This is a genomic window from Nocardiopsis sp. NPDC058789 (assembly GCF_042745575.1).
Lineage (GTDB): Bacteria > Actinomycetota > Actinomycetes > Streptosporangiales > Streptosporangiaceae > Nocardiopsis > Nocardiopsis eucommiae.
On record NZ_JBHYOW010000005.1, the window covers coordinates 22076 to 41320 of the forward strand.

14 protein-coding genes are annotated in these 19245 nt (G+C 70.2%); 4 read left to right on the top strand and 10 right to left on the bottom strand.

Translation table 11 applies throughout. The features are described 5' to 3' along the window. Position 1: 1 nt before the first annotated feature. Positions 2 to 826, bottom strand: coding sequence for an exodeoxyribonuclease III (locus tag ACFW3L_RS07995; RefSeq protein WP_378737684.1), 825 nt, complete (start codon positions 824 to 826; stop codon positions 2 to 4). Positions 827 to 1137: 311 nt separating this feature from the next. Between ACFW3L_RS07995 and ACFW3L_RS08000 the strand changes: the two genes are divergently transcribed. Both ACFW3L_RS08000 and ACFW3L_RS08005 read left to right on the top strand, forming a co-directional pair. Next, complete coding sequence (locus ACFW3L_RS08000; RefSeq protein ID WP_378737686.1) at positions 1138 to 3045, top strand: acyl-CoA dehydrogenase family protein; 1908 nt, start codon at positions 1138 to 1140, stop codon at positions 3043 to 3045. A gap of 43 nt (positions 3046 to 3088) precedes the next feature. Beyond that, the gene (locus ACFW3L_RS08005; protein ID WP_378737688.1) at positions 3089 to 4321 is read left to right on the top strand and encodes a winged helix-turn-helix domain-containing protein; all 1233 of its coding nucleotides are present in this window, start codon (positions 3089 to 3091) and stop codon (positions 4319 to 4321) included. 198 nt (positions 4322 to 4519) lie between these two features. Here the strand turns inward: ACFW3L_RS08005 and ACFW3L_RS08010 are convergent, their stop codons facing one another. From ACFW3L_RS08010 to ACFW3L_RS08025, 4 genes are all read right to left on the bottom strand, one after another. Further along, on the bottom strand, positions 4520 to 4975 hold the full coding sequence (locus tag ACFW3L_RS08010; RefSeq protein WP_378737690.1) for a type II toxin-antitoxin system VapC family toxin: 456 nt from the start codon (positions 4973 to 4975) through the stop codon (positions 4520 to 4522). Further along, positions 4962 to 5201: an AbrB/MazE/SpoVT family DNA-binding domain-containing protein gene (locus ACFW3L_RS08015; protein WP_378737692.1), complete on the bottom strand. Its 240-nt coding sequence runs from the start codon at positions 5199 to 5201 to the stop codon at positions 4962 to 4964. Before ACFW3L_RS08015 ends, ACFW3L_RS08010 begins: the two co-directional genes overlap by 14 nt. A 113-nt stretch (positions 5202 to 5314) precedes the next feature. Then, the gene (locus tag ACFW3L_RS08020; protein WP_378737694.1) at positions 5315 to 6457 is read right to left on the bottom strand and encodes an acetyl-CoA C-acetyltransferase; all 1143 of its coding nucleotides are present in this window, start codon (positions 6455 to 6457) and stop codon (positions 5315 to 5317) included. A gap of 111 nt (positions 6458 to 6568) precedes the next feature. Further along, positions 6569 to 8578, bottom strand: a complete 2010-nt coding sequence (locus ACFW3L_RS08025; RefSeq protein ID WP_378737696.1) for an MDR family MFS transporter — start codon at positions 8576 to 8578, stop codon at positions 6569 to 6571. 202 nt (positions 8579 to 8780) lie between these two features. On the opposite strand from ACFW3L_RS08025, the gene ACFW3L_RS08030 reads away from it, so the two are divergent. Both ACFW3L_RS08030 and ACFW3L_RS08035 read left to right on the top strand, forming a co-directional pair. Further along, positions 8781 to 9923, top strand: a complete 1143-nt coding sequence (locus ACFW3L_RS08030) for an acyl-CoA dehydrogenase family protein (RefSeq protein WP_378737698.1) — start codon at positions 8781 to 8783, stop codon at positions 9921 to 9923. 26 nt (positions 9924 to 9949) lie between these two features. After that, the gene (locus ACFW3L_RS08035) at positions 9950 to 10117 is read left to right on the top strand and encodes a hypothetical protein (RefSeq protein ID WP_184366419.1); all 168 of its coding nucleotides are present in this window, start codon (positions 9950 to 9952) and stop codon (positions 10115 to 10117) included. Positions 10118 to 10308: 191 nt separating this feature from the next. Here ACFW3L_RS08035 and ACFW3L_RS08040 read toward each other — a convergent pair whose 3' ends face one another. From ACFW3L_RS08040 to ACFW3L_RS08060, 5 genes are all read right to left on the bottom strand, one after another. Further along, positions 10309 to 11112, bottom strand: coding sequence for an NPP1 family protein (locus tag ACFW3L_RS08040; RefSeq protein WP_378737700.1), 804 nt, complete (start codon positions 11110 to 11112; stop codon positions 10309 to 10311). 338 nt (positions 11113 to 11450) lie between these two features. After that, the gene (locus ACFW3L_RS08045) at positions 11451 to 13730 is read right to left on the bottom strand and encodes a SpoIIE family protein phosphatase (RefSeq protein WP_378737702.1); all 2280 of its coding nucleotides are present in this window, start codon (positions 13728 to 13730) and stop codon (positions 11451 to 11453) included. Positions 13731 to 13882: 152 nt separating this feature from the next. Continuing rightward, positions 13883 to 14581, bottom strand: coding sequence for an iron dependent repressor, metal binding and dimerization domain protein (locus ACFW3L_RS08050; RefSeq protein WP_378737704.1), 699 nt, complete (start codon positions 14579 to 14581; stop codon positions 13883 to 13885). Positions 14582 to 14958: 377 nt separating this feature from the next. After that, positions 14959 to 15609 carry a pyridoxamine 5'-phosphate oxidase gene (gene pdxH / locus ACFW3L_RS08055; protein WP_378737706.1) on the bottom strand — a complete coding sequence of 217 codons (651 nt, stop codon included), beginning with the start codon at positions 15607 to 15609 and terminating at the stop codon, positions 14959 to 14961. Positions 15610 to 15622: 13 nt separating this feature from the next. Beyond that, the gene (locus ACFW3L_RS08060) at positions 15623 to 19207 is read right to left on the bottom strand and encodes an ABC transporter substrate-binding protein (protein WP_378737708.1); all 3585 of its coding nucleotides are present in this window, start codon (positions 19205 to 19207) and stop codon (positions 15623 to 15625) included. Positions 19208 to 19245: the final 38 nt, after the last annotated feature.

The following is a 19245-nucleotide window of genomic DNA, read 5'->3' on the forward strand; positions in this document are numbered from 1 at the left end:
GTCACTTCTTGGGCCGGTCGACCGGCTGGCTGTCAGCACCGTCGAGGGCGACGATGACGGGGGCGTGGTCGGAGGCGCCCTTGCCCTTGCGCTCCTCGCGGTCGATGCTCGCACCGGTCACCCGCGCCCGCAGCGCGGGCGAGGCGAGCACGAAGTCGATGCGCATGCCCTTGCGCTTGGGGAAGGACAGCGCCTTGTAGTCCCAGTAGGTGTAGACGCCGGGTCCGGGCGTGTACTCCCGCACGACCTCGGAGAAGCCGGCGTCGACCAGCCGGGTGAAGGCGGTGCGCTCGGGTTCGGTGACGTGGGTGAGCCCCTCGAAGGCGGCCATGTCCCACACGTCGTCGTCCTGCGGGGCGATGTTGAAGTCACCGACGTAGGCGATCTGCGCCTCGGGGTCCTCGGCCAGACGCGCGGCGCCCGCCTCGCGCAGGGCCTCCAGCCAGCGCAGCTTGTACGCGTAGTGGGGGTGGTCGACCTCCCGCCCGTTGGGCACGTACAGGCTCCACACCTGGACGCCGCCGCAGGTGGCGCCGATGGCGCGGGCCTCACGCTCCTCGGGGTCGCCGTAGCCGGGCTGGCCGGGGAAGCCGATCCGGACGTCCTCCAACCCCACGCGCGAGGCGATCGCGACGCCGTTCCACTGCGAGAGGCCGTGGTGGGCCACCTCGTACCCGCGGTCGGTGAGGACCGAGGCGGGGAACTGGTCGTCGCGGGCCTTGGTCTCCTGGATGGCGAGGACGTCGATGTCGCTCCGGTCGAGCCAGTCACCGATCCGCTCGGCCCTGGCCCGGGCACTGTTCACATTCCATGTCGCGATACGCACAGCCAAAGGCTAGAGGATCGCGCCGACGGACCGCTCCGACCTGGCCGGACTCGCGCATCCGGCGGGTGCGGACACGAGGAACCCCGGTGCGGCCGTCCTCCGCACCGGGGTTCGGCGACTCCCGGCATGAGCTCGGTTGGTTTCCGTCGCGCTTCGTTGGACGGCCACGCCCCTCGAACGGTTCGCATCGTGCGCAAGGTTTTTCCCGCCCCCCGGGTACCGGGGCCCTCATGGGTATCGGACCCGCACCCTTCGGGTAGGCCTGTGGGAGAGGCCACAGGGACCCTCCCTCCAGGTGAGGTGAACGTGTCATGTCGACGGACGATCCCCGCGAGGCCCGGCGGGAGGCCGAACGCGCCAGACAGGGCGGAGGGAAGCGGCCGGGCTTCGCCAGGGAGCTCTACCTGGGCCGCCTGCGCCTGGACCTGGTCGATCCCCCGTACCCGGACGCATCCGCGACACGGCGCGCGGAGGCCTTCCTCGCCCGACTGCGTGAGGTGTGCGCGGGCGTCGACGCCCCGCGCGTCGAGCTGGAGGAGCGCGTCCCCGACGAGACCGTCGCGGCCCTGCGCGGGATCGGCGCGTTCGGCATGAGGATCCCCACCCGCTACGGCGGGCTCGGCCTCTCGCAGTACCACTACGACCACGCCCTGACCCTGGTCGGCTCCGTCTGCCCGGCGATCGCCGCCCTGCTCTCCGCCCACCAGTCCATCGGGGTCCCCCAGCCGGTCCACCGGTTCGGCACCGAGGAACAGCGCCGCGCCTACCTGCCCCGGTGCGCCGAAGGGGCCGTCAGCGCCTTCCTGCTCACCGAACCCGACGTGGGCAGCGACCCGGCACGGCTGCGCACCAGGGCCACGCCCACGGACGACGGTGCGGCGTACCTGCTGGACGGGGTCAAGCTGTGGACCACCAACGGCGTGGTGGCCGAGCTCCTCCTCGTGCTGGCGCGGGTGCCCGAGGGGCCCGGCCACCCCGGCGGGATCACCGCGTTCGTGGTGGAGGGCGACTCCCCCGGCGTCACCGTGGAGCACCGCAACCGCTTCATGGGACTGAAGGGCCTGGAGAACGGGGTCACCCGCCTGCACGGGGTGCGGGTGCCCGCCGCCCAGCGGATCGGCGCGGAGGGCCGGGGGCTGCGCATCGCGCTGTCCACGCTCGACACCGGACGCCTGTCCCTGCCCGCCCTCTGTGTGGGCGCGGGCAAGTGGGCGACCGGGATCGCCCGTCAGTGGGCACGTGAGCGCGTCCAGTGGGGTGAGCCGGTGGGTCGGCACGAGGAGGTCGCCAGGAAACTGTCCTTCATCACGGCCACGACGTACGCCATGGAGTCCGTGCTCGACCTGACCGGGCGGATGGCAGACGACGGGCGCCACGACATCCGGGTGGAGGCGGCCCTGGCCAAGCTCTGGACGTCGGAGATGGCCTACCGGGTCGCCGACGAACTGGTCCAGGTACGCGGCGGACGCGGATACGAGACCGCCGGATCCCAGGCGGCGCGGGGCGAGCGCGGCGTGCCGGCCGAGCAGCTGCTCCGCGACCTGCGGATCAACCGGATCTTCGAGGGCAGCACGGAGATCATGCGGCTCCTGATCGCCCGCGAGGCCGTGGACGCGCACCTGTCCGTGGCCGGGGACCTCGTCGACCCCGACGCCGGCCGGGTCCGGAGGGCGCGCGCCGCAGCGAGGGCGGGCGGGTTCTACGCCCGGTGGCTGCCGACCCTGGTGGTCGGCCGGGGTCAGGTGCCGTCCGCCTTCGAGGAGTTCGGCCCACTCGCGGAGCACCTGCGCTTCGTGGAGCGGGCCTCGCGTCGGCTGGCGCGCTCCACCTTCCACGGGATGGCCCGCTGGCGGGGAGGGTTGGAGGCCAGGCAGGGGTTCCTCGGTCGCGTGGTGGACGTCGGCGCCGAGCTCTTCGCGACGAGTGCCGTGGTCGTGCGCGCCCGCGCCGACGCGGACGCCCACCCCGAACGCGGCACCACGCCGCTGGAGGTGGCCGACGTGTTCTGCCGCCAGTCCCGACTGCGGGTCGAGCCCCTCTTCGAGGGGCTGTGGTCCAACACCGACGAGCTGGACGGAAGGCTGGCCCGGCGCCTGATGGCCGACTCCTACACCTGGCTGGAGGAGGGGGTCCTGGACCCGTCGCTGCCCGGACCGTGGATCGCGCCCGCCGATCCGGGGCCGTCCGTGCTCGACGACCTGCACCGCCGGACGGGCTGAATCCCTTCCCGGAAACGTCGTCCGCTGCGGATACGGTGACCAGATGGCCGCACCACACCCCCGCCGCGACGCGGAGATCTCACTGCCGCAGGCCCGCCGGATCGCCCTGGCCGCCCAGGGCTTCCACGACCCCCGGCCGGGCTCCACCCCCACACTCGCGCACCTGGCGCGCGTGGTCCGGCGGGTGGGGCTGCTCCAGATCGACAGCGTGAACGTGCTCGCCCGCAGCCAGTACCTGCCGGTGTTCGCCCGGATCGGCACGTACTCCCCGGCCCTGCTGGACCGGGCCACCACCACGAGCGTCGGTGACAGCCCGGCCCGGCTGGTCGAGTGCTGGGCGCACGAGGCGAGCCTGGTGCCGCCCGCCACCCACCGCCTCATGCGGTACCGGATGGAGCTCAACCGGGCCCAGCGGAACGTGGGGTGGATGAACGGCATCCGCGAGGACAAGCCCGACCTGGTCCGGGCGGTGCACGAGGAGGTGGCCCGGATCGGTCCGGCCACCGCCCGGGAGGTGGAGGCGGCGCTGGCCCACGACGTGCCGCGCGCCAAGGACCACTGGGGCTGGAACTGGTCCGAGATCAAACGGTGCCTGGAGTACCTGTTCTGGATCGGTGACCTCACCTCGAACGGCCGCAACACCCAGTTCGAACGCCGCTACGACCTGCCCGAACGCGTCCTGCCCGCCGAGGTGCACGCGCTCCCCCACCCCACACCGGAGGAGGCGCACCGCGAGCTGGTCGCCATCGCCGCGCGTGCGCACGGCATCGCCACCGAGCCCGACCTGCGCGACTACTTCCGGCTCAAGGGCGCGGGGTCCCGTGCCGCCGTGGCCGACCTGGTGGACGCCGGGGAACTGGTCCCGGTCACCGTGGAGGGCTGGGAGCGCCCCGCCTACCTGCACCGGGACGCCCGCGTCCCGCGCCGGGTGGACGCCCGCGCCCTGCTCAGCCCGTTCGACTCCCTGGTGTGGACCCGCGACCGCGCCCAGGAACTCTTCGGGTTCCGCTACCGCCTGGAGATCTACGTGCCCGCCGCCAAGCGGGTGCACGGGTACTACGTGCTGCCCTTCCTGCTGGGTGACGACCTCGTGGCCCGGGTGGACCTCAAGGCGGACCGCGCCTCGGGCACCCTGCTCGCCCGCCAGATCACCCTGGAGGAGGGCGCCCCCGCCGACACCATGCCCGAACTGGTGGCGCAGCTGGAGGAGATGGCGGCCTGGCTCGGCCTGGAGAACGGCGTCGGCGGCGAGGGCCTGGCCCACCCCGTCCGCTGACGGCGGTCAGCCCGCGGCGCACACGTCAACTCCTCGTCGGCCGTCCACGTCATCCGCGTCACACCTCCACCGCAGCCATGGGCATCGACGGTGAGGCGGGTTCCCACGACGACGGGCCGCGCACGGGGTGCGCGGCCCGTCGGGGTACGGGGAGGCACCCATGGTTCGGAGGGGCCTTCCCACCGGGGCCGTGGTCACCTAGTTCGGACTGAGCAGCTTCACCGACGGGAAGTACGTCCGGAATCGCCGGGCGTCTCTGGTCAGGAGCTGATGGCCTTCGATCGCCGCGTGGGCACCGATGTAGAAGTCCGGCAGCGGCGCGTGCTTGGTCCCGCCCTGCTTCCGGTAGCGGAGGTGACACTTTCCGGCCAGGAAGGCCGCTTCCCACGGCAGGTCGGAGCGAACGAAGTCGCCGCCCAGCGCGAGGTCCAGTTCCTCGATGCGGGTGAAGCCCACGGAGACCTCGGCGTAGATGATCGGGTTGATCACCACGGGGCCCCGGTCAGCCGCCTCCACCAAGGCCCGTTCCGACCACTCACCCCAGGTGGGATCGCCGGTGAGGACGTCCAGCAGCACGTTGGTGTCGACCATCGTGGAGGACGGCCCGGCTCCGTCACTTTCCAGGCAGGACCTGACGGCCTCAGCAGTCGTCATCGTCTCCCCTGGTCAACGCCATGATCTCGTCCGTGCTCATACTGGTCGTGGTCCTACCGCGCAGTCGCTCGACGAGGCGCTGGCCGCGTGAGGGCTCGGTCGCCGCGCGAACCACACGCGCACCGTTGCCCTCCAGGACGAACTCGACCTCGTCTCCGGGGCTGAGACCGAGTCTCCTGCGCACCTCGACCGGGATGGTGACCTGACCCTTCTCGGTGATCCTCATGGAACCAGGGTAATACTTCACAGGTATTACTTCTGGAGACTCCGCACCAACTCCGGGTGTTCCACGACGACGGGCCGCGCACGGGGTGCGCGGCCCGTCGGGGTACGGGGAGGTCAGACGCGTTCGACGATGGTGACGTTGGCCTGGCCGCCGCCCTCGCACATGGTCTGGAGACCGTAGCGGCCACCCGTCCGGTGGAGCTCGTTGACCAGCTTGGTCATCAGGATCGCGCCGGTGGCCCCCAGCGGGTGGCCCAGAGCGATGGCGCCGCCGTTCGGGTTGACCCTGGCCGGGTCGGCGCCGAGCTCCTCGGTCCACGACATCGGGACCGGGGCGAAGGCCTCGTTGATCTCCGTGACATCGATGTCGTCGATACTCAGACCGGCCTTCTCCAGGGCGATCCGGGTCGCGGGGATCGGCGCGGTGAGCATGTAGACCGGGTCGTCCCCGACCAGCGACAGCTGCACCACGCGGGCGACCGGGGTGAGCCCGTGCCGCTCCACGGCGCGCTCGGAGGCGATGAGCAGCGCGCCCGCGCCCACGGAGATCTGGCTGGCGATCGCGGCGGTGAGCTCCCAGCCCTCACGCAGCGGCTTGAGCCCGGCCATCTTCTCCAGGGTGGTGTCCGGGCGCACGCCCTCGTCCCTGGTCACCCCCGCGATGGGAGCGATCTGCGCGTCGAAGTACCCGGCCTCCTGCGCGGCGGCGGCCCGCCGGTGGCTCTCCAGCGCGAACTCCTCCAGCTGCTCGCGCTTGTAGCCCCACTTCTCGCACATGAGCTGGGCGCCCCGGAACTGGGAGATCTCCTGGAAGCCGTACCGCTCGATCCACCCCTGCCCGTACAGCGGGAGGTCGTTGTCGAGGGCGAACTGGACGTTGGCGCCCATGGGGACCATGCCCATGTTCTCCACGCCCGCCGCCACGACGAGGTCCTGGGTGCCGGACATGACGCCCTGGGCGGCGAAGTGGAGGGACTGCTGCGAGGAGCCGCACTGGCGGTCGATGGTGACGGCGGGGACCGACTCGGGCAGCCCGGCGGACAGCCATGCGGTGCGGGCCAGGTCCAGGGCCTGCGGACCGGCCTGGCTGACCACGCCCATGATGACGTCCTCGACCGCGGCCGCGTCGACCCCGGTGCGCTCGACGAGCTCCTTGAGGACGTGGGCGCCCAGGTCCGCCGGGTGCACGGCGGCCAGGGCACCCTTCTTGGTGCCGACGGGGGTGCGTACCGCACCGACGATGTAGGCCTCAGCCACTGGGTCCTCCAAGGGGCGTGGGATGTGACGTCCTATAGAACCGAACTGTATTCGGTTTGAACTCCCTGGCAAGCCCCCGACCCCGTCTTGCGGGCGTCCGCCCAGGTCCGGTCAGTCCGTGCGGTCGCCCCAACGCCCGCCCTCGTCACCGAGGGTGGTGCCGGTGACCCGCTCCAGGACGTCGAACACGTCGGGATGCTCCTCGGGGCCGAAGTCGGAGAGCAGCGAGCGCAGCGCCGTCCGCTGGGCCTCGTACAGCCGCCGCACGGCGTCCTCCCCCCGCCAGTTCAGCTCCCAGGGGGCGCTGTCGTCGACCAGGTACCCGGCCTCCAGCAGCTCCTGGTGGGTGTCGGCCCAGCGGGAGGGGCTCAGGCCGGACATGCGCACCAGGTCGTCCACGCCGAGCGGCCCCTGGACCCCGATGTGGCTCAGCGCCCAGCAGGCCTCCGCCGAGACCTCCAGGCCGGAGGCCTCCCGCAGACGCTGGTACATGGTCTCCGTGCCCTCGGACCCGCAGGCCTCGTAGATCTCGCGCTCCACCTGGTCCATCGCGCTGCGGCTCGGCGTGGCCACCGGGGCCACGGTCTCGTCCAGGTCCGGTGTCCTGATGGTCGTGCGCAGCACGTCCTGCCGCAGGAAGAGGGCGAGCACCAGGCCGACGAGGGCGACCGGCACCGCGCACAGGAAGACGGTGTCGATGGCGTCGGCGTAGATCTCCAGGAAGCTCGCCTGCACCTGCGAGGGCAGGCGGTCGATGGCGCTCGGGTCGCTCTCCAGCGAGGTCGCGTCCACCCCCGCCGGAAGGTCGAGCGACCCGGCCCGCGCGGCCAGGTCCGAGGCCAGCTGCCCGGCGAAGACCGACCCGAACACCGCGGTGCCGAAGGAGCCGCCGATGGACCGGAAGAAGGTCGCGGACGAGGTCGAGACCCCCAGGTCGTCGTAGGAGGAGGCGTTCTGCACCACCAGGACCACCACCTGCATCACCAGGCCCAGTCCGGAGCCGAGGACGAAGAAGTAGAGGCCCATCTCCCACAGGGAGCTGTCCGGCCCCATGCCGGACATCAGGAAGAGGCCGATCGAGGTCAGGGCCATGCCCGCCACGGGGAAGACCTTGTACCGGCCGGTCCGGGTGACCAGGCGGCCGCTGGTGATCGAGGTGATGAGCATGCCCGTGACCATGGGGAGCAGGTGCAGCCCCGAGGCCGTGGGGGAGAGTCCGTGCACGATCTGGAGGAAGAGCGGCAGGAACGCCATCGAGCCCATCATCGCGAAACCCACGCAGAAGCCGATGGCCATGGCGACCACGATGGTCGGGTTCCGGAACAGCCCGAGCGGCATCACCGGGTCCGGAGCGCGCCTCGCGGTGAGCCACCAGCCCACGCCGAGCACCAGCCCGGCGGCGGCCAGGGAGAGGATCTGCCAGGACAGCCAGCCGTAGACCCCGCCGCCCCAGGACGCCACCAGGGTCAGGCAGACGGCGGTGGCGGCGAGCAGGGTGATGCCCGCGTAGTCGATGTTCCGGCGGCCGACCGGGTCCTGCCGGGGCAGCACGGCGAGGACCGTGAAGAAGGCGAGCAGCCCCAGCGGCAGGTTCACGTAGAACACCCAGCGCCAGGACAGGTGGTCCACGAACAGCCCGCCCAACAGGGGCCCGGCCACACTGGAGACCCCGAAGACCGCGCCGAACAGGCCCTGGTACTTCCCGCGCTCCCGGGGTGAGACGACGTCACCGATGATCGCGGAGGCCAGCACCATGAGCCCGCCGCCGCCCACGCCCTGGAGGCCCCGGGCCAGCACCAGCTGGAGCATGTTCTGGGCCAGTCCGCACAGCACCGAGCCCACCAGGAAGATCGCGATGCACCCGAGGAACAGACGCTTGCGGCCGAACTGGTCACCGAGCTTGCCCCACAGCGGGGTGCTGGCGGTGACGGCCAGCAGGTACGCGGTGATCACCCAGGAGAGGTGGTTGAGCCCGCCGAGGTCGGAGACGATCGTCGGCAGCGCCGTGGAGACGATGGTCTGGTCCAGCGCCGAGAGCAGGACGGCCAGCATGAGGGCGGTCATAATCAGCGCGATCCGCCCTCTCTGGGACTCGCGCTGGTCGGCGGGGCTCTCTGTCATCGAATCGCCTCCCGGGGTCGGGCCGGCCGACTCCGCACGGCCCGGCTGCTGGTCCACCCTAGGAACCCGCGACCGCCGCGCCTCCGGGAACCGCGCGGGGGTCCCGGAACTTTGCTCCGGCTTGCCCCCCGCGCTTCAAAACCGAACGCGGTTCGGTTACCGTGTGGGAACACAGTGATCCCCGACACCCTCGGAGCTGAGCATGAAGCGGGAACTCTTCGACGCCGACCACGACCTCTTCCGCGAATCGGTGGCCGAGTTCCTCAAGCGGGAGGTCGTCCCCTTCCACGCCCAGTGGGAGAAGGACGGGATCGTGCCCCGCGAGGTGTGGGTGAAGGCGGGGACCGTCGGCCTGCTCGGCCACGGGGTCCCCGAGGAGTTCGGCGGCACCGGGCTCCACGACTACCGGTACAACCAGATCGTCAACGAGGAGATCTGCCGCGCGCACGCCAGCGGTCTGGGCATCACCCTCCAGAACGACGTCATGGCGCCCTACATGGTGGGGCTGACCACCGACGAGCAGAAGCGGCGCTGGCTGCCCGGCTTCGCCAGCGGCGAGCTGATCACCGCGATCGCCATGACCGAGCCCGGCACCGGCAGCGACCTCCAGGGGATCCGGACCTCCGCCGTGCGCGACGGCGACGAGTTCGTCGTCAACGGCGGCAAGACCTTCATCACCAACGGCGTCAACGCCGACCTCGTCATCGTGGTCTGCCAGACCGACCCCGACGCCGGTGCGCAGGGCTTCTCCCTGATCGCCGTGGAGCGCGGCACGCCCGGCTTCGAGCGCGGCCGCAACCTCGACAAGGTCGGCATGAAGGCGCAGGACACCGCCGAACTCTTCTTCGACGACGTCCGCGTGCCGACCGCCAACCTGATCGGCACCGAGGGCCAGGGGTTCATCCACCTGCTCCAGAACCTGCCCCAGGAGCGGCTGTCCATCGCCACCTGCGCGGTCGCCTCGGCGGACTACGTCCTCCAGCACACCATCGAGTACTGCCGCGAGCGGACCGCCTTCGGCCGGTCGATCGGGCGCTTCCAGAACACCCGTTTCGTCCTGGCCGAGTTGGCCACCGAGGTGGACCTGGGCCGGACCTACGTGGATCGCGGGGTCCGGCTGCTCAACGAGGGTGAGCTCACCGTGGAGGACGCCGCCAAGGCCAAGTGGTGGACGACCGAGATGTGCAACCGCGTCATGGACCGGTGCCTCCAGCTTCACGGCGGGTACGGGTACATGATGGAATACCCCGTGGCACGGGCCTGGCAGGACTCCCGCGTGCAGACGATCTACGGTGGCACCACCGAGATCATGAAGGAGATCGTCGGCAGGGGCCTGGGCCTGTAGACCCCCGAACCCCGAAGGGACCGGTCGTGAGCGGATCGTGGGACGGCCTCATCGTGATGGGCCTGCTGGTGGTGCTCCTGGTCATCGCCGTGCGCAAGCTCCGGCCCAGGATCCACATCCCCTGGGCGACCAGCGGCATCGTCGTGTTCTTCGTCTTCGTGTGCCTGCTGCTGTGGGCCAACTCCTACCGCTGAGCACCCCCTCCACGGACAACACCGAGGGCCCGCCGCCCCAGCGTCTCGACTGGGTCGGCGGGCCCTTCGGCGTCCGGGGGGATGGACGGGCCCGACGCACGGTCCAAAGGCGGGTGAGGACCGTACGGGCGGACCCGGCCGTGATGGTCTGACGAGGGCATGGTCGGGCCGGGGGTCTGGTCCGGTGCGGGTCAGGGGGCGTACGGGTCGAAGTCGATCCCGTCGGGCACGGCCTTGGCCAGGGCGTCGGGGAACCGCTCGTCCCTGAGGTCGAGCTGGGCCGCCCCGTAGTCGGCGGCCACGAAGATCTCCCGGATCCCCTCGGGGTAGCCCTCCCAACCGACGAGGTCCGGGTACTGCCAGACGCCGTAGTGGTTCTCCGGCGGGTCGTCGTGGTCGGCGGCGAACCGGAAGGCGTGGGTCGAGGCGCCGTCCTTGTGGTAGACGATCTTGGGGTGGGTGCCCTCCCACCGGATGTCCTCCGCCGCGCGGGTGTCGTAGTCGCCGTGCGCGGAGGCGGACACGTAGCGGGCCTCGTCCTCGAACACCCACACGACGACGTGCTCCAGGTCGTGCCGGTGCCCGCAGCAGCCGTGCATGATCTGGTCCTTCTCGAAATAGAGCGCGTACATGTACGCGCACCACCCGCTGCCGTCGCAGCTGGCCCGAGAATAGGAATTGGTGTTGTCGAGGTCCGACTGGTCCCGGCAGTTTCCGTTCAGGGCCCCCGAGGTGTTCAGCCCTTCGGCGACAGTTCCGTCCGGCCCGATGGCGGGGGTGGAATAACAGCCGTCCGTGTCGTAGTCGAAGGCGGGCTGCCATTTCTCCTCGGCCTCGGAGGAATGGGCGGGAAGCGCGGTCGGCGGTTCGGCGAAGGCGGGGGAGGCCATCGCGACCACCAGGGCCAGGGCACCGAAGACCGAGAGGCCACCGCGCAGGCCGGACCGTGCCGGGTGGCGAAGGGAACGCGGGAACCTCTTGGGACTTTGTTCCATGAAACCCCAGGAGGGCCCCGGAGTCACTTTCGCGCCGTGCTCACGCAATGCGCGCACCACCATTCCCCATGTCGGTCCAGTCCTTTACCACTGAATAAAGTAACCAGCCGACTACAGAGAAACAAGACGGGTGCGGCTCCTATTTTTCCCGTCCGGAAACAGGTTTACGACGACACCGTTCCCGACCAGCGAAGAAGGGGCCTCGCGCCGGTCGGAGGGTCCCGCGTCGATGACGCGTCGGAGGAACCGACGGGTGCGCGGCTCGGTCGGGTCACCCAGGACCGGCCCCTCGCCCCCGCCGCACGACCCCTCCTCGGGAACGGGACGGTCCGTGCGGCCTACGCGTCGTCGTCCTTCTCGGCCTCGCGGACCTCGGCGTGCATGGGCATCTCGAACCAGACCGCCTTGCCGTCCGGCGTGGGGCGCGATCCCCAGCGGCTGGCCAGCTGCTCCACCAGGTAGAGGCCGCGCCCGCCCTCGTCGTCGGCGGCGGCGCTGCGGATGCGCGGCAGACGCAGGTCGTGGTCGAAGACCTCCACCCACACCGCGTTGGCGCCACGGCGCAACCGGAGCAGGAACTCCTTGTCCGCCGGGTCCTCGGCGGACTCGTCCTCCTCCGCGACCGCCTCCAGGAGATCGCTCCAGTCCTCGTCGAACTCGTCGGCCGCGCCGCCTCCGTCGAGCGGGGTCTCCGAGTCCAGCACGCCGCTTCCGGTGAACTCGCGGTGCACCGGGTGCGGGGTGGCGTGGATGACCACGTTGGTGACGATCTCCGAGACCAGCAGGCAGGCGAGCTCGGCCTGGTCGCGGTCGACCCCCCACTCGTTGAAGGTGTCGGCCGCCAGGTGCCGGGCGGCGCCGACGGTCGAGGCCTCGGAGGGGAACCAGCCCTCACGCAGCGCCAGCTCCTCGGAGTGGGTGCGCACCACCATCAGCGCGGTGTCGTCGTCCAGCACGCCGGGCACGCTGTGCACGGCGGCCTCGGCGATCTGGTCCACGTCCTTGTCCGCGACCTCGGCCACGCGTTCGGTCATCCGGGCCAGCGCGCGCTCGGGGTCAGCCCTGCCCCCGACCGGCCTGCGGTCCACCAGACCGTCGGTGTACATGACCAGGGTGGCGCCCAGGGGGAGCCGCAGGTTGGCCTGGTGGTACACGATGTCCTCGCCCGACCCGCCCTTGGCGCGCACGCCCAGCATGCGGTCGGTGACCTCCAGGTCGAGGGTCTCGACCGACTCGGAGGTGATGAGCAGCGGCGGCGCGTGACCGGCGTTGGAGTAGGACAGCTCGCGGGACCAGGCGTCGTAGACCATGTACAGGCAGCTGACGCTGGGGATCCACACGCCGCCCCCACTGTCCGGGATGCCGAGCTGGCGGACCCACTCGTCGAGCTCGCGCAGGATGTCGGCGGGCTCGCGGTCGGCCTGGGCGAAGGCGCGCAGCGCGGCGCGCAGCTGGCCCATCACGGCCGCGGCGTGCGGGCCCCGGCCCTCGACGTCACCGATGACGAGGCCGACACGTCCGGCCGAGAGCGGGATCGCGTCGTAGAAGTCGCCGCCGACCTGGGTCTGGATGCCGTGCCCGTGCCCCTGGAGCGGGCCGGCGGGGAGGTAGCGGTGCGCGACGGTCAGCCCGTCCAGAGGGGGGAAGTCGCTGGGCAGCAGGCTCCGTTGGAAGGCCACCGCGGTGCTGCGCTGCTCCTCGAAGAGCCGGGCGTTGTCGATCGCCAGCGCGACCCGGGAGGCGATGGCGCCGACCAGGTCGCGGTCGAAGCCGCCGTAGCTGCTCTTCTGACGGGGCGAGAGCCCGGACAGGGCCAGGGTGAGCACGCCGAGGACCTCGCCGCGGGCCCGGAGCGGGGCGGCGATCGCGGAGGTGACGCCGACCTGTCGGGAGACGCGGTCGGACCGGTCGTTGGGAGAGTTCTCGAAGAGGTAGTCGCTGGTGACCACCGTCTCCAGGCGGCGCATCGCCTGGGTCACGAAGTGGCGCTCGGGGTAGCGGACCTCGTCCCCGACGTCGAACCACGTGTTGGCGGGGGGCGTCCAGCCCTCGGCGTGCACGGACACCTGTCTGACCAGGCGGTCGCGGTCGTAGAGGTCGATGAAGCAGTGGTCCGCGAACTGCGGCACCAGGATCCCGGCCACGCCTCTGACCGTGGAGTCGAACTCCAGGGAGCTGGCCAGGCGGCTGCCGATGCGTTCGAGCAGGCCGTACTGTTCCTCGACCCGGCCGCTGCGCAGCGCCTCACGGGCGATCAGGGTGATCCCGTCGATCTCCCCGGACTCGTCGCGCATCGGCACGGCCTGGGCGCGCACGTGGATCCAGGAGGAGTCACCCTTGAGCACGGCGAACGTGCCCTCCCACGGCTCGCCGCGGAGCACGCGCCGCGCCAGCTCGGAGGCGTGTTCGCGGTCGGACTCGTGGATGCCGATGTCGAGCAGCGACAGGCCGACGTAGTCGCGCCCGCCGACGAACCCGAACAGCTCGCGGGCGTACGGGTTCCAGTATCGAAGGAGGCTGAACCGGTCGATGACGACGATCGCGATCTGGGCCTGGTCGACGACCTCGGCCGTGACGAGCGCGTCGCTCTCCCGGAAGGGCTCACCCCACCGTGTCATCTAGCCGCCACCTCGCCGTCATGAGCTGCACACATGCCCGCTCCGGGTACCCCGAACGACCGCACCTTGGGGCGAGCGTAGCAACACAGTCAACGTTCCCGCAGCGCAATGAGACAATCCCGATGAGCAACCAATCAACGTGGACGAACGTTTCACGGCTTGGCGACGAAGATGTGCCCGGCGACATCCGCCGGGAGCTCGGTGTCCTCGCCCGCGCCGATGACGCGCACGCCGTCGTCCGAAGCCTTGAGCACGACTTCCTGTCCCGGTTGTACCCCGGATTCGCGCAAGGTGAGCATGATGTCCGCGTCCGGCTGGAGTTGTTCGCTGATGCGACGCACCGTCACGGTGGACTCCGAGTCGGAGGCGGCGTCGATCATCGGCACGATGGAGTCGTCGGTGAACGGCTCGGGGGCGTAACCCTCCAGGCCCAGCTCCTCCAGACCCGGGATCGGGTTGCCGTGCGGGCACACCGAGGGTGCGTTGAGCAGCGTGACCAGACGCTCCTCGACCGCCTCGGAGATGACGTGCTCCCAGCGGCAGGCCTCGATGTGGACGTCCTCCCACGGCAGACCGATGACGTCGACGAGCAGGCGCTCGGCGAGCCGGTGCTTGCGCATGACGTGGGTGGCCAGCCTGCGGCCCTCGGCGGTCATCACCAGGTGACGGTCGTTCTCGACCTTCAGCAGGCCGTCGCGCTCCATGCGGGCGACGGTCTGACTCACCGTGGGTCCGCTCTGGTGCAGGCGCTCGGCGATCCGGGCCCGAAGCGGGACGATGCCCTCCTCTTCGAGCTCGAAGACCGTACGGAGGTACATCTCCGTGGTGTCGATCAGCCCGTGTGCGGTCAAGACTCCCCTCCCAAGGATCTGCGCCCCACGCGCGGTCACGTGCGGCACGGCAGGTCTCTCACAACACAGGCCGGGACCACGTGATTCCCTGGGGCCAGGTGGGGACCGGGGCGTCCGCAGGACCGCGGGAGCGACCACCGATGTGTCCAGCATATCGCGGCGCGACGGGCGTGGATTTCGACACTGTCTCACGATACGGACACCAGGGGTCGCGGCGACCCGCGCGGCACAAGGGTCCAAGGTCACAGGCGTGCAGGTGACCCGCCCGATACGTGAAGTATCCGGAAGACCCTTGCGCGACCACCCATCGGACCCCACTCCCCCGAAACTCCCTCGAACCCGCGTTCGACGCGACCAACGTCACCTCGGAGCACCGGTCACGGCGCCAGGCGCTCGATCTCCCAGGCCTCGCCGACCCGCACGTACCGGAACCGGTCGTGCATGCGGTCCTCGCCGCCCTGCCAGAACTCCACCTCACCGGGCACCAGCCGGTAGCCGCCCCAGTAGGTGGGCCTGGGTATGGGCTCGTCGGTGCCCCACACCGAGTCGAACTCGTGGAACAGCCGGTCCAGCTCGGTGCGGTCGGCCACCGGCCGCGACTGGCGCTCGCTCGCCCAGGCTCCGAGCTGCGAGCCCCGGGGACGGGTGGCGAAGTAGCGGTCGTTCTCCTCGTCCCCGAGCCGTTCCACGCGCCCGGCCACCAGGACCTGGCGCCGGATCGCGTGCCAGGGGAAGACCACGCTCGCACGCGGGTCGGCGTCCAGGGCCTGGCCCTTGCGCGACGTGTAGTTGGTGAAGAACCGCAGCCCCGAGGCGTCGTAGCCCTTCATCAGGACCGTCCGCGACCGGGGCATCCCGGAGGGCTCCACCGAGGAGAGCACCATCGCGTTGGGTTCGGCCAGGCCGGACTCGTGGGCCTCACCGAACCACAGGTGGAACTGGGCCATCGGGAGGTCGGCCAGGTCACGGCGGCGCAGGGGCTCACCCACGTACGGCTTCCGCAGCTCGGCGGGGTTCTGGTGGTCCACACGACGCATACTCTCACGTGGGCCGCCCCCCGATCCCGGAGCCCAGGGGCAGGCATCCGACGCCGGTCTCGTCGAAGTTGGCGTTGCGCCTGCCGCATCGTTGGACCACGTGCTGGCGCTGTTTCTCGCCGGTCTCGGGGTTGACCACATCGGGTCCCACCAGCACCAACTGCACCATACGTTCGTTGAACCAGTTCCCGTCGTTCCCGGCGTCGAACTTGATGTAACCGGAGACGCCGGTCAGGTTCTTCGTCTTCTTGATCCCGCTGTGCAGCGCCTCCCGTTTTTCCTCGTACTGTTCCTGGGTACGGAGGAAGGGGTGCCGGTCCAGGCCGACCCACCGCAGAGGGTTCTTCGCGGCGAGCTCCTCCTTGGGCAGCCCGGTGCTGGGCAGTGCCTCGGAGACCACCAGCAACGCGTCGCTGGCCACGGCCGCGTGCGCGATGGAGGGCAGCTCCTTCTTGGCGACCGCTCCGCCCTCTCTCTCCTCTGCCTCTTTGGCCCTGTCCTTGAACAGCGTTGTCTGAAGGGCCGTGATGTCGCTGTAGAACCCCTGGTCACCGCCACCGGAAAGGCCGTCCGAACCGGCCCAGGGACCGCTGGGCGCCAGGGGCGTGTAGAACACCGAGTGGAAGGCGGCGTTGTTGCCGATGAGCTCCTCTTCGTCGGAGACGAACTTGGAGACGTCGTCCCCGCCCAGGATGGTCATACGACCCCCCACGCAGTCCTCGCCACCGGTCCGGGTGAACCGGCGGTAGAACTCGGTGAAGTCGTCTGAGCGGCCCGCGTAGTACAGCAGGTCCGGCGGGTCGTCGTCAGTACACAGACGCTCCAGGTGTTCCTCGTAGGTGGTGCCGCCTTCCTCCGTCTCACCGTCCTGGTAGAGCAGCACTCCCCCCTCGAACTCGTCCCGGCCCATCCCCTCGGAGCCCTCCCACACCCGACCGCCGCGTCTTTCGAAGGCGGCAATGAACTCGGTCGCCAGGTGTGGTCCGTACTGTTCGTGCGACCTGCCCTCGGCGTTCTCCTCACCCGGGGCGATGGCTACGGCGGTCTCGTGCGGCTCCAGCCCGCGCTCCACGCCGTCCTCCCCCCGCCAGGACACCCCGTACCGGGCCCAGTACGCCGACTGCTCCGCGATCCTGCTGTTGGCCGGGGAGATCGGGAAGTAGAACTCGCTGTGCTCACGCTCTCCGGACTTGGCGACGTCATCGAACGTCGCCGTGGTGCCCACCATGGTGAGCGAGGCGTCCCCAACCTCCCTGATGGCGTCGCTATTGGGTACGACACTGTGGCCGAAGCCGACCGCGGCGATCGGCCGGTCCATCCCGAGCCGCTCGTTCTCGGCGCGGTCCACGATCTCCTTCGCGGCCACCAGCGAGTGCTCCCAGCCCCGGCCGGCGTTGGCGATGAGCAGTTTGATCCTGGGGTACCTGTCGTCCTTGATCCGGTTGTGCTCCTCCTGCTGGTAGGCCAGGCCCATGAGTTCACCCTGCCCTCCGGAGAGCGAGGGGTCTTCCAGGTCGGCCACGTCCAGCTCGGCGAGGTGGGCGATGGTGACGTAGGGCTTGCCGCTTGCCTCCACGGCCTTGTTCTGCTCGTGGATGCGCTCGGTTACCTCCTTCAACCGATCGTTGAAGACGAACGCACCGTCGGTGACACCGACGCACTGGTTCCCCTTGCGTGTGATGCCCTGCGGCTGCCACACCCCGTCCTGGACACACGGGTTGCTGGCCTGGGCCAGCGAGGGCAGGAAGACGACGCCGAACAACACCGCCACGGCGGTCACCCCCGCGATCCCGCTGGTCCACATCCCAACGAGAACCGGCACGCTGCGGACCCATTCCAGGCGTCCTCGCGGGGTGATTTCTCCTCCATCCCCGGAGAGCTTCGGGATACGTCGGGTGATGATGCGTTCGGCTCCCAGGACCCCGGAGAGGTAACGGTGGTAGGTCCACCGGCGGACCAGATCAAGCGCCTCCCTCTTCCGACTTCCCGCCTCGTCCTCGTCCTGGTCCGTCGCCTTCTTCTGGTCGAGTTCGGGTAGGAAGCCGTACCGGGTGACGTCGACGACCCCGTCTACCAGGGGGGCGAGTGCGCCGTCGCGCACCTGCACCAGCAGCAGAGGGTCGGGGAAGCCCCTGCGCAGGCGTTCCTGCTCGATCAGCCACACGAAGTAGCGGCCGACACGGTCCATTCCGCGCTGGTCATAGATGAGCACCGGTCGGACGTCTCCTCCGCGCCGCAGGCGGTGGCCGGTGGAGAACTCGCGGTGGAGATCGTCCAGTAGGGCGTTGACCGCGATCCTGTGGGTACTGGGCGCCTGTACCGCCTTGCTGGTGCTCCTCTGCGCGTGGGCCTCGTCGTCGAACAGCCTGATCAGCTGAACGCCGTGGACACGGTGACGACCGCGCGCTCCCCGGGCGGGGCTCGGTTCCTTCGGCGTGTCGGAGCCGCCGTTCTTGTCGGGTGCAGCCCCCTGGACCGTCCGGGTCTGGCGCATGACGTACCGATGGTGGCGCAGCCATCGGTAGGGGCGCCACGGAAGCAGGAAGAAGAAGACCGTGAGCAGGTAGACGCTCATGAGGAGGGCGCCGACCAGCAGGGATACGAGCTCGTTGGCCTGCTGCGCGGCGAGTCCGATGAACGCGAAGGTGAAGGGGGCCGCAGCCACGAAGAGGGACAGCACGAAGGAGACCGGAGTGAGGATCTTGTCGTCGGCGTTGCCGAAGGTGATCCACTTCGAGGCCGTGTTGACCCCGTTGGAGAGGGAGGCCACGCCCTTCGCGAGGGCGCGCCCGTAGACGACCCAGCGGCTCTTGGCCAGCTCCCAGCGGCTGGGGGATGGCACGGCCTCTGGCTTCTCGGCCGCACGTTGCGCGCGGGCAAGCAGGTTCTCCCTGTCCTCCCGGGCACTCTCCAGCCGCACCTCGCGCAGTGCCTTGATCACCTCCGCCTGGGCGTCACTGCTAGGGGTGTCATCGTCCTCGAGGGCTGAAACGACCTTCTCGTAGTTGCAGCGCTGGAGCCACAGCAGGGAGCGGACCTGGGCGAAGCGGGGCGGTGGCGGTGCCCTGTGGCCACTCGGCACCTTGATCGGCTCGTCCTTCCAAGGGAAGGCGTCCTTCACCAGTCGGTCCAGGAAGCCGTAGAGCTCCTCGACGGTCACGACACCGTCCGCCTCACCCGTGTATCCGCCCTCGGGCGGCCTCCTGCGGCGGTCCCGCCCGTTCTCTCGACGCGGAGCGTCGGTGTCCGGCGAGCTGGGGTCCTTCCTGACTGCTTCGCGGTCCTTCTTCAGTGCCCCTTTGGGAAGCATCCAGACGGGTCCGACCCCGCCTTCTAGCACCAGGGCATGCAGAACGGCTGTGGTGTCCTCGGGACCCTCGGTCACCAGGTCCAGGACGGGAGGCGGCTCGGCGACGTCACCGCGTTGCCTCTTGCCCAGGCGCGCCGGACGGCGCCGGGTGACCGTGTGCTCCAGACTCCGGACGACGAGGCGCTCGGAGCGCGAGGGGAGTCGGCGCAGAGCCTCGAAGACTCGGATGAAAGAGGGCTTGGTCGGCTCTTCCTGAGTGCGAGGTGTCTGGTCGGACACTCGAAGGTCCCTTCACGGTCGATTCTGTAAGGTCCGCC